Here is a 16760-nt window from a genome sequence, read left to right on the forward strand (position 1 = left end):
ATTTGTGCGGAGAAAGGCAATGGAGCAAGAGCAGATTATCGCAATCCGCGAGATCTATTGGAACATCGACCCCAAGATTGGCGCAACGTTCCTTTACCTGACCGTTCTGATCACGACTGTCATTATGGCGTGGGGCATCCTGCGCGACATCGCGCGCTGGCGGCGCGGGCGACCGGCCAACCGGATCGGCAATCCGATCGCGCGTCTGCTAGAGTTTACCCGCCAGAGTCTCGGCCAAAAGAAGGTGTTGCGCGATCGCCGCGCTGGTGTCATGCATGCCCTGATCTTTTTTGGCTTTCTCACCCTCTTTATTGGCACCGACATTATCGCAGTCGAAGAGGACTTTACCATTCCGTTAATGGGTGAACAGGCCGGCAAGATCCTGGTTGGCGATTTCTACAAGAGTTACGAATTCATCCTCGACACGCTTGGCCTCGCCTTTACCGCCGGGTTACTCTGGGCAACCTGGCGGCGCTACCGCGCGAAACCCGACCGGCTCGACAACCGGCGCACCGATGCCTGGGTGCTGGGCGTTATGCTTTTTTTGGCTATCGGCGGTTTCCTGATTGAAGGCTTGCGCATCGCGAATCAGACTATCGGCGGCGCGATCGTCTACGAACAAGATTGGGCCAAACTTTCCTATGTGGGCTTTGCGCTGGCCACAATCTTTCGGGCTATCGGCTTAGGCGACGGCAGTCCGGTGGCGCTGGCCATCCATCCGGTGCTCTGGTACACCCACGCCGCGGCAACCGGCCTGTTTATGGCTTCACTCCCGTTCAGCAAGTTTCGCCACATCCTCTACACGCCGCTCAACACCTTCTTCCGCGACCTGCAACCGAAAGGCGCGCTTGACCCCATCCCCAATCTCGAAGCCGAAATTGAAAAGGACGAGCCGCATCTGGGTGTAACCACGCTGGCCGATCTGACGTGGAAGCGGCGGATGGATCTCGATGCATGCATGCGCTGCGGTCGTTGTCAGAGTGTCTGCCCGGCCCACGCCAGCGGCGCGCTGCTTTCGCCCAAATATCTGATCACCAAGCTGGCTGATTTGCAGCGCGGCGATCCGATCCATTTCAAAGATGGCACGGTGCGAAGGCTGGCCGAATTGCATGGGAACGGCGCAACCGCCGAAACATTGCCGCTGATCGGGACGGTAATCGAGGCTGAAGAGTTGTGGGCCTGTACCACCTGCAACGCCTGCGTGCATGAATGCCCGGCGATGATCGAACACGTGGATGACATCGTTGATATGCGTCGCCATCTGACGATGATCGCCAGTGAAGTGCCCCAGGGTGTCAAGCGCGTGCTTGAGGGGATTGAGCGGCAGAGTAACCCGTGGCGGTTACCAGCCCGCGAACGCTCGGCATGGACGGAAGGTCTTGACGTGCCGGTGCTGGCTGAAAAAGAGCAGGTGGAGGTGTTGTATTGGGTTGGTTGCGCGCCTAGCTATGATGAGCGTTCGCGTAAGGTGGCGCGGGCGATGGTACAGCTCATGCAAAAAGCCGGTGTTGATTTCGCCATCCTCGGCGAAGAGGAGTGTTGCACCGGCGACCCGGCCCGCCGGATGGGTGAAGAACTCCTCTTTCAGTCGCAAGCGCAGCAGGCGATTGAAACCATGCATCAGTACAAATTCCGCACCATCGTGACGACCTGCGCCCACTGCTTTAACAGTATTAAAAATGAATACCCGCAATTTGGCGGACGGGCCGGTGTCGATTACGAGGTCGTGCATCACACCGAATTTCTGGCTCGCCTGGTGCGCGAAGGTAAACTCAAGCCGACGAAAGCGGTGAGCGAACGGGTTGTTTACCATGATCCCTGCTACATTGGGCGCTACAACGACATCTATGACGATCCACGCAGCCTGCTGAACAGCATCCCCGGCCTTGAGCTGGTGGAAGCGCCGGAGCGCAATCGTGAACGGGCAATGTGTTGTGGCGGCGGCGGCGGTAACGTCTGGCTGGAACGGTGGGGCGAACGCAACGTGAACGTCATTCGGCTGGAACAGCTCACGGCGCCGCAACCGCAAACACTGGCAGTTGCCTGCCCGTTCTGCATGGTGATGTTTGAAGATGCAGCCAAAAACACCGGGCGCGCCGAGACGCTCCAGCGCCGTGATGTAGCCGAAATCCTGCTCGAGAGTGTCAACGCGGCGTAATTGAAATGCCACCATCCGGCGACAACCTGGCGGGACGAACAGTGATCGTTCCGCCAGGTTGCGATCTTGATGACAGATGGTACGCTCACCTTGCATTTCCATCGTATTACCTATCCGCAATGCAGCCGCCACTTTACCGGCATGTTTGCGCTCGCTGGCGCGGCAGACACTGGTAGAGTATGAAGTCCTGGCCATCGACGATGGCTCACAGGACGAATCGCCAGCAATCGTAGCCGCTGCCGCAGCGCGCGATGCGCGTATTACGCCAGTACAGGCCGGGCCAATCGGGTTACCCACCGCGCTCAATGTGGGTTTAGACCTGGCGCGAGCGCCAATCGTGGCGCGCATGGACGCTGACGATGTGATGCACCCACAGCGGTTGGAGCGACAACTGCAAGCCTTGCGCAACCAGCCAGGACTGGCCCTGATCGCCAGTCAGGTGGTTGCCTTCCCGGCGCGGGCGGTGCGCGCCGGTCTGCGCGAATATCTGCGCTGGCAAAACCGCGTGCTAACGCCAGAACAGGTAGCTGCCGAGATATATGTGGAAGCGCCTTTTGCGCATCCCTCGGTGATGTACTGGCGGAGCGCGGCGCAAGAGGTCGGCGGCTATATTGATGGCCCATGGCCGGAAGACTACGAGTTGTGGCTGCGAATGCATGCGGCTGGGTTGCCGATGGCCAAACTCCCGCGCAATCTACTGGCATGGCGCGAGCGACCTGATCGAGCCACACGCACCGATCCGCGCTACCGTCGGGAAGCATTCGATGAACTGCGCGCTCGCTTTCTCTCCCAAGATCCTCGTCTGCGCAGCGGCAGACCACTGGTATACTGGGGTGCGGGAAGGGTCACCCGGCAACGAGCGCGCCGGCTTATCGAGCGTGGTTTTCCGCCGGTTGCCTGGATCGACATCGACCCGGCCAAAATCGGACAGACGATCTGGGGAGCGCCGGTTTGCGCGCCGGCATGGCTCGAACGCCAACCCAAACCTTTTGTCCTGGTATACGTCACCAATCACGGCGCGCGTGATCTGATTGACGGATGGCTGACCGAGATGGGATACCGGGTGGGAAGAGATTACCTTGGAGTGGGATAGGCTGCAAGCTACATATCAGATGGCCGACCATCGCGATCATTATTGTCTGGAGTCAGCAACCCGCTGTACAGAGAGCGGAGCAATTCACGCAACTGCTGCACCTCATGCTCAGAAAGGGAACGCATGCGTTTGCGCAACCGTTCGTGATGGCGCGGGCGCAAATTACGCAACTTTTCAGCGCCAGCTTCGGTGAGACAGATCAAACTTACTCGCCGGTCGTTAGGATCAGGACGACGTTCGACATAACCTTTGGCGATCAGGCGGTCGACAATTCCGGTCAAATTGGAATTGTCGCACATCATGCGCGCGCTGATCTCACTGAGCGGCACCCCGCTGCGTGAGGCATAATTCAAGATCATGAATTGCGGCACAGTCAGATCTTCGCCTCGCAGATCGTAGCGATTGTACATTTCGAGTATCGAGTGAACCTGACGCAGCAAGGTATAAGCTTCGAGTTCAGGTGTCGTCTCACTACTCTGCTGCCATCCGGTAGGCTCGGTGGAGAGGCTCATCGCAGTCTCCTCACTAGTGCGCTGGAGGCGCAGGGGTAGGAGCCAATAATACCAGTCATCATCTCAGGCAAACAGGATCGATAGTTGTCTGCCGTATAATTCCTGCTACATGCAACTATAACATGATTACCATGGCATGTCAACATTGTTTCAAATGAAATAGTTTCAACTTACCAGGGAGGTTTCAGGGTGCAGACACCGCAGCCACGCTACGAACAAATCATCACCATTTCCTTCATCGTCACCATTGGGCTGGCCATTTCGTTCTTGATTGAAAGCAGCGCGGTCAACCCGCGGTTTGCTTTCGGCGGCGACCTGCCCGAGGTCAGCTTATCCTGGTTGTTAGTCGGATCGCTGGCATTCATTGCCGCGCTCGGAGCAAGCTGGACGGTGCGCAATCATCCGCACCCAATAAACTGGTTGGTACGCAGATTTGGACCATTCCGCAACATCACGCCAGCGCTATGGATCTTGCCAGGATTAAACGTTGTGGCGGCATACGCCTTCTGGCAGCTCTTCAATCCGGTTTTGGGCGGAACAGCCTTCGTGCTGGCGTTCATCATCACTGCGGGCACACTCTTCGTGATTCTGGTTGCGCAGTATTTCAGCCTTGACCGCCAGCCAGAGGTACATACGCCAGCGCAGATCGTGTTGCATATCATCGGCTACCTGATCGCATTCAGTAGCTTTAGCGCGATATACTACACACGTTACCGCACCCTCTACTCGGCAACGCTGGTAGCGCTGGTGGCAGCGCTCTTGATCTACGCCCTCTTAAACCTTCAACGCCGTCCTGTTGCCACAGGCGTGGCGCTGATCGCCGGCCTGGGGATCGCCGAGCTCATGTGGGCGCTGAACTACTGGCAAACAACCTTTCTGATGGCCGGTGTGGTCTTGCTGACAGTGTTATACGTTGTCATCGGCTTACTGGGCAACGCTCGAATCGGCCAACTGGATCGACGCTTGATCATCGAATATAGTCTGCTAGGGATTTTGCTGATCGGAGGAGTGGCTATTCTCTCACTGACTTGAAAATAACTGTGAAGAAGCTTCTTCACTGGTCAATGACCAGCCGATCATCAGTTCAGCAAAGGATGCGCGCCAGTTGAAGATCGGTCTTGCCGGGTAAGCTGCTTTCTGCTACACTTACTCATGCTTTGGCTAATAGTACCCCAGCTTCATCGCGGCGACCTCATCCTTCCGGCCGCCGCCGGGAGAATGCGCGTGCGACACTTGATTGACACGTGGCGGCAGCGTCTCGATCCCGTTCTGCTTTTCGTTGGATACCGCTGGCTGGCTTGGTTAAGCGCCGGTGTTGTCTTCACGCTCCCTGGTCACACCACGGCTCATCTATCGCAACAGGCCGGTCTCCTGCTGCTGGTGTTGATCGTCACCCTGGCGATTACTCGCCAGGCCACAAATTACCTGCGCCTGATGCAACGCCGGCCAGTGTTACTCGCACTTGACATCATTCTGGGGTGGATTGTCGTCAAACTGAGTGGCGAATCGTTTCTGCCCTTTGGGCCATATGCGCTGGGCAGTCTGATCGCGCCAGCGCTGTTGTTTGGCTGGCGTGGCGCGCTTATTAGCGGAATTAGCGCCAGCCTGCTAAATCTGGTACCTGGAACAACCCTGGCAGCCTCTGATCCAACCGGTATTCAGGCCGGCATACCACTCTTCTTCTCCCTTGCCTGGGCAGCACTGGCAGCATGGCAACGTTCGCGGCTTGACTTTGCAACGCGACAACGCATGCGCTTGCCGGATGAAGCTGAGCCGACCGCGACCTCGGGCCGCGCAGCACTGCCGGGTAGCGAGAACATCAATCCGGCGCCAGACTGGTATCCCACTGCGAGTGCCGGCGTTCGTCGGAGCGCCGAGTTAGCGCCCGCCGTCTCGCTCCGGCCTGATTTACGGCTCGCGATCACCCAACTGGTTGAGGGTGAACGGCAGCGTGGCGGTTTGCAGGTGGATTGCCGGATTGAAGGCACGCTCCAACGCCTGACTATAGCGCAACAGAGTGTCTTGCTCAGAGCTACTCAGGAAGCGCTGGCGAATGTACGTCGTCATGCTCACGCTTCGTCTTGCTCCGTTCAACTGCGCGTCGATGAGCAGGCGGCCATTTTGCAGATCGATGACGATGGCGTTGGTCTCCTTGATGGCACGTATGAACGGCCTCATCTCCATGCACTGCGCGCGCTCCGCTATCGAGTCGCCGAACTCGATGGTCAGCTTGCCGTCTTTGAAGGCGAGCGCGGCGGCCTGACCGTGCGCGTGCAACTTCCGCTCGAACCCTGAAGTTGCGGTATCATGCCAACGAATGCTCATTGCCTGGCGAATGAGCATCGAATGAGGAGTTGGAAGGCATGAAACCGCGCCGTTTTTGGCATGCGCCGGCCCTGGTTGTCGCGCTGGCGCTACTTGGTTACGGTATCTGGCTACCGGTTGAACAAGAACCACGCTGGTTACTTTTGCTCTGGATCGGTGGACCACTGGCAGGGCTGGTATTGCTCAGCCGGTTAAGCGATACGTCACCAGGGAGTGAGCTGGCGCGCGCGGTTTCACGAGTTGGTGGTGTCATTATTATCGGCTTTCTGATGCTGAGTCTGCAATTACTGCGCCAGCAATTTGTGCAGGCCGGCGCCATCAGCAACTACGTTGTCGTAAGCGCTGAAGGAAATACGACCAGTAATGTGCGTCCGGTACTGGCCACGCAGCGTGTGATTCGAGGCTCAATGTTCGACCGACGTGGTCGCACCCTCGTTGAAAGCGTTCTGGTCAATGGCATTGCGCGTCGCACCTACCCGCTGGCCGGTCAATACGATATGAGCGCGTTTGGTCATATCCTGGGTTTCTTTAGCACGCGCTATGGTCAGAGCGGTCTGGAGGCTATCTACAACGAGTATCTGTCGGGTGAACGCGGCAACGAATGGCAGTTGCTGCTGAGTGAATGGACAGGTGAAACGCAACGGGGCAACTCGCTGACATTAACGCTTGACGCCGAGCTACAAGCGCGCGTGGCGGCGCTCCTCGGCAACCGGCAGGGCGCGGTTGTGGTGCTTGATCCACGCACGGGGGCAATCCTGGCGCTGGTCAGTCGGCCCGGCTTCGATCCGGGTCAACTGGTCGTTGATCCGGCTGCGCCCGATCTGGCGGCGGAACGACAGCGGGTGAGCGATTACTGGTCTCAATTGAATCGTGACGACTCTGGGCAGCCACTACTCAATCGGGCAACCCAAGGGCGCTATCCACCCGGTTCAACGTTTAAAACGGTGACGGCAGTCGCAGTGCTCGAACACCCATTTCAAGGCCAACCCAACCAGATTACGTGTCCGAACGAATATTTTCCGCAACCTGACGCGCCGCCAATTGTGAATGCTGTCGATAATCTCGGCGCGCGGATCGGGGAACCGGCTACGTTAGAGCGAGTCTATGCGTTTTCCTGTAACACGGCTTTTGCCCAGTATGCAGTGCGACTCGGCGCCGACCGCCTCGCCGAAGTAGCGCAGCGATTTGACATCTTTTTGCCAAACCGGATACCGTCCGGTTTTCGCCCACTGCGTGATCTACCTTCTGATCCAAGCCTGCTGGCAGTTCGGCCTGACTTTCTGGATCAACCGCGCGCGCTTGCCGACACCGGTTACGGCCAGGGCCAGTTGCTTGTCACGCCGTTGCAAATGGCGATGGTTGCAGCGACGATTGCCAATGACGGGGTGATGATGCAGCCCTATTTGGTGCAACGGATCACGCGCCCTGACGGGAGTGAAATCTGGTGGACAGGTCAACATGCGATACGTCGCGTAATGGCAAGCGGCACTGCGCGTCGAATGCGTGAATATATGGCGGCAGTAGCTCAATATGGCTTCGGCAGTGTCATTTCGCAGATGGTCAATCAACCAGTGGGTGGCAAATCGGGCACAGCCGAGCATGTGCCGGGCGCGCCGCCACATGCCTGGTTTATTGCCATTGGCCCCCTTGAAACACCACGCTATGCGGTTGCGGTGATCATCGAGCAGGGTGGCGAAGGGAGTGGCGCGGCTGCCCGGCTGGCCGGTGAAGTGCTGGCGGCAGCCTTTGCCCTCGAATAGCCGGTATTGCGCTATGCGCTATCATCACCGCAGGATGGTAATGGCAGGCTGGCAAACATTAACCTCGTAACAGAGCTGCTCGAACCCGTAACATTCGAGTGGATGTAGGGCGTGGCGAAATGGTTTAACATGAACCTACCAGCAGCGTGTGCTCGGCTGAGATGGATGCAACAAAGACACATGCATCCGAACCTGTCAGAAACCAGATTGCGATCCACAATGAAGAGTCACAGTCACCGCGCGCCAGCGCGCCGATGAGAAATATGATTGCGCCACCAGCAAGGGAAAACCGGCAACAGACTGCGCGGCGAGCTTACGAAGTCACGATGCAAGCTCACATGCGCCAACCGATCACACACCGCGTTCGCTTCATTCCGGTGCCTTTAGCTGGCAGTATGCTGATGTGGTTGGCAGTTATCAGCCTGATCGCCTGCGCCATGCAACCTGCGCCGCCACCATCGCCAACAATGCCGCAACTCGAACCGACACCGACGATGCAGTCGGTGTCTACTCCTGTCAGTGTTGCATCTCCAACCCCCCGACCGCCGCTCGATGCAACACTGCGTCAGCAGATCTTTACCGAGGTATGGACGACCATCAACGAGCACTATCTCGATCCCACCTTCAATGGAGTGGATTGGAACGCCGCGCGGGCCGAATATGGCCCCCGCGCGCTGGCAGCGGAAGATGACGACACCTTCTTTGCCGTGATTAGCGGGATGGTACGGCTACTGCGCGACGACCATTCACGCTTTGTGCCACCACAGGCGGTCGAGGCCGAAGATCGGCTGACCAGCGGACGCGAAGAGCAGGTTGGCATTGGGGTTACAACTTTGCGTCTGGCTGACGGTCTCTTGATTCAGAACGTCTTTCCTGCCAGTCCAGCAGCACAGGCCGGGCTCCGCCCGCGCGACCGGATTGTTGCCATCGATGGCCGCGCGTTCACGCTCGGTTCAATCGAAGGGCCGCCGGGCAGTCGGGTTCGGCTGGTTGTTGTCCAACCAGAGGGGGGCGCGCTGGAATTGGAACTGGTGCGCGAACGAGTAGAAGGGCGCATCGAGCCACTGGTGTTGCGACTACCAAACGACATTGCTTATGTGAGTATCAGCACGCTCTGGGTGCAAGACATGCACGAGCAGGTAGCGGCGGCGCTGCAACGCCTCGTTGCCGAGCGACCACTGCGCGGGGTCATTCTCGATCTGCGCAGCAATCCAGGTGGGTGGCGCGACGTATTGAGTGGCCTGCTCGGTCACTTCGTCATCGGCGAAGCAGGCTACTTCATCAGTCGGAAGGGAGAGACACCATTGCTGGTAACGGCCCGCGAACCCGATCTGCGCGGCCTGCGCTTAGCCGTGCTGATCGATCGGGGCACTGCATCGTATGCCGAACTGTTGGCGGCAATTCTCCAGCGTGAAGCGGGAGCTATCGTAATCGGAACGCCATCAGCCGGCAATACCGAGACGATCTACGCCTACGAAATCACTGGTGGCGCGCGATTGTGGGTTGCGCAAGAGAACTTCCGCCTCACCGACGGTTCAGACCTCGAAGGGCGAGGCGTGCAACCAGATGTGCAACCAGGCAAGGATTGGACTCGTTTCCGCTTAGAGGCGGATCCATGGATCAGGGCAGCATTGGAGCTGATGCAATGATGTGATCGGGAACAGCTTGAAGAGTGATTTTGCCCGAAACCGAGCCTGACCCTACCAACTCATTCGCCCGCTGAAGAGCGGGCGAATGAGTTGGTAATTATATTTACACTATCGCGCTAACCGACCACAGCGCAGCAACACGCGCTCATGAAGCCTGTCAGGCGTTGTCAGTTTCTACTCAAGATAATCGCGTAGATGCTGACCAACCTCAGGGCTGCGCAGACGGCGCAGCGCCTCAGCTTCGATCTGACGAGCGCGCTCGCGGGTCATCCCAAGGACACGGCCAACCTCTTCGAGGGTACGGCGACGCCCATCGATCAGGCCGTAACGCAGATCGATGATGCGGCGCTCACGGTCGTTAAGCTGATCGAGCGCAGCGCTGAGATCACGGCGCAAGAGCTTTTGCGCGGCAATCTCGCCCGGCGTTGGCAGATCGTCATCGGTCAGAAAATCGCCGAGCGTATGTTCGCCTTCATCGCCGACCGGTGTTTCGAGCGAGACGGGACGACGGGCGGCTTCAAGCACGCGCTGAATGCGCTCAACCGGTTGACCGAGGGCCATCGCAATTTCTTCAGCCGTTGGCTGTCGCTCGAGCGACTGCGCCAACCGGTCAGCAATGCGTTTGACCTGACCAACCGATTCGCTCATATGCACTGGCAGTCGAATTGTTCGGCCCTGCTCGGCAATAGCGCGAGTAACTGCCTGGCGGATCCACCAGGTTGCGTAGGTGCTGAAGCGATTACCTTTGTGGTAATCAAACTTTTCAACTGCCCGCATCAGGCCGATATTACCTTCCTGGATCAGATCGAGCAGAGAGAGGCCACGACCGACATACTTCTTGGCGATACTCACCACCAGACGCAGATTTGCCTGGATCAAGTGGCGACGCGCCTCCTCGCCCTGCTGCACTGCTTTCAACAGCTCACACCGCTCGCGTGGCGTCAGATTGGTTTCAGTGGCCAAGCGCTCTTCGGCGGCATTGCCGCGTTCGATCCGTTCGGCCAATTCGACTTCTTCGGCGGCAGTAAGTAACGAAACGCGACCAATTTCTTGCAGATAATGCTGAACGGCATCGAGCGCCGGCTCAACCCGCTCAACCTCGCTGAGATCGGGAGGGAGCAACTCTTCTTCGTGCCCGAAATGGTCATCGTGCTCACGCGCAGCGAGAGACACTTCTTCAAGGTTCCAATTTGCAGGTCGACGCTTGAGCATTGGCGGGCACTCCTGCTAACTACATAGCAATGACAAGACAAAGCGCACAAGTCCTCCACTATTGCGGAGATGCCATCAGAGGCGCCCAGCACGTAACGAAACGGGGTAACGTGTGAGGTCGAAACCGTCGAGGAAGTGACGGCTTTCGCTGTTATCTCTGATAACAGCAAATGTAAGTATACGAGTGATAACGCAATTTGTCAAGCACTTTGCACACGATTTGTTCACATCCTCTTATCAGCTATTAGCCCAATTCACTCACTCGAAGGGCCACTTCAGCAGCAACCCTGGTATTGTTTCGCAGCAAAGCGATGTTGGTCTCGATACTTTCACCGCTCGTTTCTTCAGCCATCGCCGCCAGCAAGAAGGGAGTGACCGCCGGACCGCGCACCCCTTCCGCCTCTGCCCGGGCCAATGCGCGCGCAATCGCCATTTCAACCGTCTCGCGTTCGAGCGCACTGCGCTCAGGAGGCGGCACGCAGAGCAGCATGCCACCCGGAGCGGCGAAACCGCGATAACGACGCTGGATCCGCCACATACGCGCCGCCGTGAGCGCGTCGGTGGCGACTGCCGATACCGGCAAGCCACTGTGCGGCGTGTAGAAGGCGGGAAACTCGTCGGTTTGGAAGCCAACCACCGGCACACCCTGCGTTTCGAGATACTCAAGTGTCGCCGGTAAATCCAGGATCGCCTTGGCGCCGGCGCAGACAACCAGCACGCCGGTGCGGCCCAGTTCAGTCAAATCGGCACTCACATCCCAGCTATGGATGGCACCGCGATGAACGCCACCGATCCCGCCGGTCGCGAAGACCTCGATTCCAGCCGCCGCAGCCAGGGCCATCGTCGCGGCCACTGTGGTCGCGCCATCAGCCCGATCAACGATGGCCGCGCCAATATCGCGACGACTCAGCTTGCGAACCCGCTCAGCGCCGGTAGCCAACCGTTCCAGCTCATTCCCGTTGAGTCCGATGATGGGCACACCTTCGATCAGACCGATTGTTGCCGGCACGGCCCCAACTGCGCGCACCTCTGCTTCAAGACCTTCAGCAACGGCCAGATTTTGGGGGTAGGGCAAGCCATGGCTGATCAACGTGCTTTCGAGCGCCACAACGGCCCGACCCTCTTCGAGTGCGGTTGCCACTTCTTCAGCCAGACGAAGCATGAGTTTACCTCCTGCAAACAGGTGCTGCGCCAGTATAAACGATGGGCGGCAGCGTTTTTCACATAACCGGTACGATCACACCGTTGCGGTCGATGCGGTAGGCGCCGATACCATAGCTGCGGGTATGAACCAGATCGGTAGGGCCGGGATCGGTCAGCGCTACAGCAACGCGCAGATGACCGCGAGCCAGATGAACCAGACTGGTCAACCGGCGTTCATCAATCGCGTTCATGATTACCACGAGCGTACCACCCCAGGCCAGCGCCAGCTCAGCAGTGATTACATCGGCCAGCAGATCGCCTTCAGCGACCGGTTCAATCCGTCCGAGCTGCGCTAAGATCGCGCGGAGCTGATCCAGACCGGTTGCCGGCGGCAACGATACCATTGGCGCCGCAGTGAGGGGATCGTAGCCGTTGCTACGTAACCCAACTGCCTGCCGCTGGTTGATCAACGCCGTTGCTAGCGAGGCGGCGGCAATAATCGCTCGTTCACGATCGTCACGGGCGAAACGACCCCGATAGGCGGTTTCGCTCATTTCAAGCGCAATCAGCGTCTCGCGCCCAATCGCTGGCGCGAGTTCGCGCACCTGCAACGCACCGAGACGGGCGCTCGTTTTCCAGTCGATCCGGCGAGGTGGATCACCTGATCGATAAGGGCGAACCCCAACCTTCTGGGCCGGATCATCGAACAGGCTGAACCGTCGCTCTTGACTGAATGATAACCCTGCCGGCAGATTGAGAAATGGCAGCGGCAGGATAGGCGGGGAGATAATCAACGGTATTTGCTGCTGTTCAGTGATCTGCACTTCAGCCCGATCGAGCACCGAGCCGATCACGATCCGCAGCGGGCCGAGCCAGTAGAGGCCTCGTTGTCGCCCTTGCACCGCGTAACGCAGGGTGTGTGGCTGACCGCGCTTGAGGCTGATCACCCAACGCTTGCGCGCCGCGTGGCTCAGCGCAGGCGGAATATCTTCCGAGACGATCACATATGGCAGCGGCATACGCCCCTGATAGGTAATGGTAATCACTACTTCACCCGATTCGTTGGGCGCAAGCACTGCCGGAGTCTGCCGCTGCCATTCGATCTGGCGGCGCGCGATCTGTGGCCCAAACCACGCAACGAGCTGAATACCGATCAGAACGTACAAGGCCAGACCAAGCGCCGGATGCGGAGCGAAGATCTGCCAGATCAGGGCGATGATAGTGGCCAGGCGCAGGAAGCTCATTGCCCACCTACATACGAAAGACGCCGAAGCGGGTTGGTTGAACCGGCGCTTCGGCAGCGGCGGCCAGACCGAGCGCCAGCACGCGCCGGGTCTCAACCGGGTCGATCACGCCGTCATCCCACAAACGGGCACTGGCATAGTATGGATGACCCTCCTGTTCGTATTTGGCCAGTATCGGCGCCATAAAGCGCTCTTGCTCTTCGGGTGACATATCCTGACCGCGAGCGCGTAAATTATCGCGCCGAACAGTGAGCAGAACGTTTGCCGCTTGCGTTCCACCCATCACACTGATGCGGGCATTGGGCCACATCCAGAGCTGGCGCGGTTGATAGGCGCGCCCACACATGCCATAATTGCCGGCGCCGAAGCTCCCACCAATGATGACCGTAAACTTCGGCACATTTGCGCAACTTACCGCAGTCACCAGCTTGGCGCCATCTTTGGCAATCCCGCCATTCTCGTACTGTTTGCCAACCATGAATCCGGTAATGTTCTGCAAGAAGACGAGCGGGATATTACGAGCGCAGCACAACTCGATGAAGTGCGCGCCTTTAAGGGCACTTTCGCTAAACAGGATACCATTGTTGGCGAGAATGCCAACCGGAAAGCCTTCAATGTGCGCAAACCCGCAGACGAGCGTGGTGCCATAGCGCGCTTTGAACTCGTGCAGCCGACTCCCATCAACAATCCGGGCAATGATTTCGCGCACATCGTAACTCTGGCGAACATCGCGCGGGAGGATACCATAGATCTCACGCGGATCGTAGCGCGGCGGTTCAGGATCGCGCAGTTCCCATTGAGCGCGCTGACGTGGCCCTAGATTCGCAACGATGTCGCGGACAATCGCCAGAGCTTCGCGGTCATCGTTGGCGAAGTAGTCGGCCACGCCAGAGATACGGGTATGGACATCGGCGCCGCCCAATTCTTCAGCGGTCACCTCTTCGCCGGTGGCGGCTTTGACCAATGGAGGCCCGCCGAGGAAGATGGTGCCGTTGCCTTTGACAATCACCACTTCATCGCTCATTGCCGGCACGTAGGCGCCTCCGGCGGTACAACTACCCATCACGCAGGCAATCTGTGGAATGCCTTCAGCAGACATCTGCGCCTGATTGTAAAAAATCCGGCCAAAGTGGTCGCGATCGGGAAAGACTTCGCTTTGCAGGGGCAGGTACGCTCCGCCGCTATCAACCAGGTAGATGCAAGGCAACCGATTTTCGCGCGCAATCTCTTGCGCGCGCAGGTGTTTTTTGACCGTGAGCGGGAAGTACGTGCCACCTTTCACAGTGGCGTCGTTGGCAATGATCATTACCGGTCGTCCGGCAACGCGCCCGATACCACAGACGATACCGGCAGCGGGCACCTCTTCGTCGTAGACATTGTAGGCAGCGAGAGCGCCGATTTCGAGAAACGCGCTGTCAGGGTCGATGAGCGTGTCGATCCGGTCGCGCACAAACAACTTGCCCCGCTCTTCGTGACGACGACGCTGCTCAGCGCCGCCACCCTGCCGGATGACGGCCAGTCGTTCGCGAAGGTCGGCGGTCAGCGCCTGATGATACGCAAAATTGGCTTGAAAATCGGGATTGCTGGTTTGAACGTGGGAATGAATAATCGACATAGCTGTCTCCGGTGGCTAGAGCAGACTCTTCAACTCTTCGGCAGCTTTGCGGGTCATACCGGGCACGGCGGCAATTTCGTCGATACTGGCCTGTCGAATCCCATCCAGCGAACCAAAGGCCTTAAGCAGCGCCCGCTTCCGCTTGGGACCAATCCCCGGTATCTCTTCGAGGGGCGAGCGCAACGCAGCCTTATTGCGCAATTTCCGATGGTAGGCGATAGCGAAGCGGTGAGCCTCTTCGTCGATCCGCTGCACCAGCGCCAGAGCTTTGCTATCACGGGCCAGCACGAGCGGCGGTTGACCGACACGCACCAGATCGAAACGATTGCGATCCGGCCCTTTGGCAACGCCAACTACCGGAATCTGGGCAAAACCCAACTCCTGGAGAGCAGCCTGGGCCGCAGCAACTTGCGCCACGCCGCCATCGACCAGCAACAGATCGGGGAGATCAGCCCACCGTTCGAGCGCCTGCCGCTCAGCCGAAGCAGGTTCGGCAGTTGTCGACTCATGCTCCCCTTCAATCTCGACCGCAGCCGCGCCAGGTTGCGCCTCACCGAGCGCTTCGGCAGCGCGGCGGAAGCGCCGGCTGATCACTTCACGCAACGAGGCGACATCATTCGCGCCACTGACGGTTTTGATCTTGAAGCGACGATAGTGCGCGGGGCGCGGCTCACCATGCTCAAACACGACCATGCTGGCAACTGATTGCTGGCCTTGCGTATTCGAGACATCGTAACACTCGATCCGGCGCGGCAAGGCCGCCAGTTCCAGCAGATCGCGCAACTCGCTCAGCGCAGCCACAGCGCGCTGTTCGGAATTGAGCCACTGCTCGCGAATCTCGCGTAGCTTTTGGCGGGCATTGGCAGCCGCCATCTCTACCAGTTGCTTCTTCTCGCCGCGTCGCGGCACGGTGATCTCGACCCGATGACCGCTCTTCTGCTGCAACCACGAAGCGATGATCATCGGCTCTTCGACATGATCGGCCAGCAACAGATTGGGCGGGATGCTAGGAGCATTCTGGTAGAACTGAGTAAGGAACGAAGTGAGTAGAGCCTCATCGCTCTCATCTTCAGTTCCTTGCAGAGTAAACGGTTCGGCGTTGATCAGTTTGCCGCCGCGAATGAAGAGCACCTGCACCACAGCGCTGCCATCTTCGCGGGCGAAGGCAATGACATCTTGATCAGCGTCAACCGTGCGCAACACCTGTTGCCGTTCAGAAATCTTTTCGATGGCTTGAATCCGGTCACGCAGGTAAGCGGCACGCTCAAATTCAAGTCGCTCGGCAGCTTCCTCCATTTGCGCGCGCAATTCACGCGCGATTTGATCACTCTTGCCTTCGAGGAACCGACATACGGCATCGATGGCCTGCCGATAGGCTTCCTTTGTCACCAAACCCGGCACACACGGCCCCAAACAACGGCGCATCTGGTAGTAGAGACAGGGCTTGCCGAGCTTGCGATGGCGGTTGAACTTGTCATCTTTGCATTCGTATGGCGGACGGAAGGCGAACAGGCGGTTGAGAATGTCGAGGGCCTGGTAGACGGAACCGGCGCTGGCATAGGGGCCAAAGTAGCGGGCGCCATCCTGAAGCACCTGACGGGTAGCAAAGACGCGCGGCCAGTCTTCGTTGACGGTCACTTTGATATAGGGATAGGTCTTATCGTCTTTGAGCAAAATATTATATGGTGGTCGATGCTGCTTAATCAGGTTCATTTCCAGCAGCAGCGCCTCTAATTCGCTCTGGGTGACGATAATCTCAAAATCGGCGATATGGCTGACCAGCCGGCGGGTCTTGCCGTTCAGACTGCGCGGAGAACCGAAATAGGACCGCATACGGTCGCGCAGCCGCTTGCTCTTGCCAACGTAGAGCAGGCGACCATTGGCGTCTTTCCAAAGATAGACACCCGGCTGTTCGGGCACTAAGCGAAGCCGCTCGAGAAAAGCGGCATGATCACGCACAGCGGTATAACTCAGATCCATACGAATTAGTATAACATCCTTGCGAATCTATTCAGGTATTATTCATTTTAATGATATATTGTCAACAGC

12 protein-coding genes are annotated in these 16760 nt (G+C 58.3%); 6 read left to right on the top strand and 6 right to left on the bottom strand.

The window, feature by feature from the left end:
* The first annotated feature begins 19 nt into the window (after positions 1-19).
* Both Q0650_RS08030 and Q0650_RS08035 read left to right on the top strand, forming a co-directional pair.
* The gene (locus tag Q0650_RS08030; RefSeq protein WP_298817671.1) at positions 20-2158 is read left to right on the top strand and encodes a (Fe-S)-binding protein; all 2139 of its coding nucleotides are present in this window, start codon (positions 20-22) and stop codon (positions 2156-2158) included.
* A 76-nt stretch (positions 2159-2234) separates the two neighbouring features.
* Positions 2235-3251: a glycosyltransferase gene (locus tag Q0650_RS08035; protein ID WP_298817673.1), complete on the top strand. Its 1017-nt coding sequence runs from the start codon at positions 2235-2237 to the stop codon at positions 3249-3251.
* A gap of 8 nt (positions 3252-3259) precedes the next feature.
* Here the strand turns inward: Q0650_RS08035 and Q0650_RS08040 are convergent, their stop codons facing one another.
* A complete protein-coding gene (locus Q0650_RS08040) occupies positions 3260-3763 on the bottom strand; it encodes a MarR family winged helix-turn-helix transcriptional regulator (protein WP_298817675.1) in 504 nt (167 codons plus the stop codon).
* 189 nt (positions 3764-3952) lie between these two features.
* Here Q0650_RS08040 and Q0650_RS08045 point away from each other — a divergent pair, with 189 nt between their 5' ends.
* The 4 genes from Q0650_RS08045 to Q0650_RS08060 all read left to right on the top strand — a co-directional run bounded on the left by Q0650_RS08045 (position 3953) and on the right by Q0650_RS08060 (position 9497).
* Positions 3953-4795: a hypothetical protein gene (locus tag Q0650_RS08045; RefSeq protein ID WP_298817678.1), complete on the top strand. Its 843-nt coding sequence runs from the start codon at positions 3953-3955 to the stop codon at positions 4793-4795.
* A 186-nt stretch (positions 4796-4981) separates the two neighbouring features.
* Positions 4982-6058 (top strand): sensor histidine kinase, encoded by a 1077-nt coding sequence (locus tag Q0650_RS08050; RefSeq protein WP_298817680.1) that lies wholly within the window; start codon positions 4982-4984, stop codon positions 6056-6058.
* 68 nt (positions 6059-6126) lie between these two features.
* Positions 6127-7848, top strand: coding sequence for a penicillin-binding protein 2 (locus tag Q0650_RS08055; RefSeq protein WP_298817681.1), 1722 nt, complete (start codon positions 6127-6129; stop codon positions 7846-7848).
* A gap of 263 nt (positions 7849-8111) precedes the next feature.
* Entirely contained in the window at positions 8112-9497 is a 1386-nt protein-coding gene (locus tag Q0650_RS08060; protein ID WP_298817682.1) for a S41 family peptidase, read from the top strand.
* Positions 9498-9671: 174 nt separating this feature from the next.
* Here the strand turns inward: Q0650_RS08060 and Q0650_RS08065 are convergent, their stop codons facing one another.
* The 5 genes from Q0650_RS08065 to uvrC all read right to left on the bottom strand — a co-directional run bounded on the left by Q0650_RS08065 (position 9672) and on the right by uvrC (position 16691).
* Positions 9672-10709: an RNA polymerase sigma factor RpoD/SigA gene (locus Q0650_RS08065; RefSeq protein WP_298817684.1), complete on the bottom strand. Its 1038-nt coding sequence runs from the start codon at positions 10707-10709 to the stop codon at positions 9672-9674.
* Positions 10710-10953: 244 nt separating this feature from the next.
* Positions 10954-11871: a pseudouridine-5'-phosphate glycosidase gene (locus Q0650_RS08070; RefSeq protein WP_298817686.1), complete on the bottom strand. Its 918-nt coding sequence runs from the start codon at positions 11869-11871 to the stop codon at positions 10954-10956.
* A gap of 58 nt (positions 11872-11929) precedes the next feature.
* Positions 11930-13096: a DUF58 domain-containing protein gene (locus tag Q0650_RS08075; protein ID WP_298817688.1), complete on the bottom strand. Its 1167-nt coding sequence runs from the start codon at positions 13094-13096 to the stop codon at positions 11930-11932.
* Positions 13097-13103: 7 nt separating this feature from the next.
* Positions 13104-14711, bottom strand: a complete 1608-nt coding sequence (locus tag Q0650_RS08080; RefSeq protein WP_298817690.1) for a carboxyl transferase domain-containing protein — start codon at positions 14709-14711, stop codon at positions 13104-13106.
* Between the two features lie 15 nt (positions 14712-14726).
* Positions 14727-16691, bottom strand: coding sequence for an excinuclease ABC subunit UvrC (gene uvrC, locus Q0650_RS08085; RefSeq protein WP_298817692.1), 1965 nt, complete (start codon positions 16689-16691; stop codon positions 14727-14729).
* Between the last annotated feature and the right edge of the window lie 69 nt (positions 16692-16760).

It is taken from the genome of uncultured Chloroflexus sp., assembly GCF_937129525.1.
In the GTDB taxonomy this organism is placed as follows: Bacteria; Chloroflexota; Chloroflexia; order Chloroflexales; family Chloroflexaceae; genus Chloroflexus.